This is a genomic window from Enterobacter sp. V87_3, from assembly GCF_029967835.1.
GTDB classification, from domain to species: Bacteria; Pseudomonadota; Gammaproteobacteria; order Enterobacterales; family Enterobacteriaceae; genus Enterobacter; species Enterobacter cancerogenus.
On record NZ_JASCAM010000005.1, the window covers coordinates 1 to 1,022 of the forward strand.

A 1,022-nucleotide genomic window follows, 5' to 3' on the forward strand; every position below is an offset into this window, starting at 1 on the left:
TGTAGGTGAAGCCCCTGCGGGTGGAGCTGAAATCAGTCGAAGATACCAGCTGGCTGCAACTGTTTATTAAAAACACAGCACTGTGCAAACACGAAAGTGGACGTATACGGTGTGACGCCTGCCCGGTGCCGGAAGGTTAATTGATGGGGTTAGCGGCAACGCGAAGCTCTTGATCGAAGCCCCGGTAAACGGCGGCCGTAACTATAACGGTCCTAAGGTAGCGAAATTCCTTGTCGGGTAAGTTCCGACCTGCACGAATGGCGTAATGATGGCCAGGCTGTCTCCACCCGAGACTCAGTGAAATTGAACTCGCTGTGAAGATGCAGTGTACCCGCGGCAAGACGGAAAGACCCCGTGAACCTTTACTATAGCTTGACACTGAACACTGGTCCTTGATGTGTAGGATAGGTGGGAGGCTTTGAAGCGTGGACGCCAGTCTGCGTGGAGCCATCCTTGAAATACCACCCTTTAATGGCTGGTGTTCTAACGTGGACCCGTAATCCGGGTTGCGGACAGTGTCTGGTGGGTAGTTTGACTGGGGCGGTCTCCTCCCAAAGAGTAACGGAGGAGCACGAAGGTTAGCTAATCCTGGTCGGACATCAGGAGGTTAGTGCAATGGCATAAGCTAGCTTGACTGCGAGAGTGACGGCTCGAGCAGGTGCGAAAGCAGGTCATAGTGATCCGGTGGTTCTGAATGGAAGGGCCATCGCTCAACGGATAAAAGGTACTCCGGGGATAACAGGCTGATACCGCCCAAGAGTTCATATCGACGGCGGTGTTTGGCACCTCGATGTCGGCTCATCACATCCTGGGGCTGAAGTAGGTCCCAAGGGTATGGCTGTTCGCCATTTAAAGTGGTACGCGAGCTGGGTTTAGAACGTCGTGAGACAGTTCGGTCCCTATCTGCCGTGGGCGCTGGAGAATTGAGGGGGGCTGCTCCTAGTACGAGAGGACCGGAGTGGACGCATCACTGGTGTTCGGGTTGTCATGCCAATGGCACTGCCCGGTAGCTAAATGCGGAA

The 1,022-nt window shown here is 54.5% G+C and carries 1 rRNA gene; it reads left to right on the forward strand.

The features are described 5' to 3' along the window. Positions 1-1,022, forward strand: a 23S ribosomal RNA gene (locus QLG21_RS00555); the annotation flags it as partial.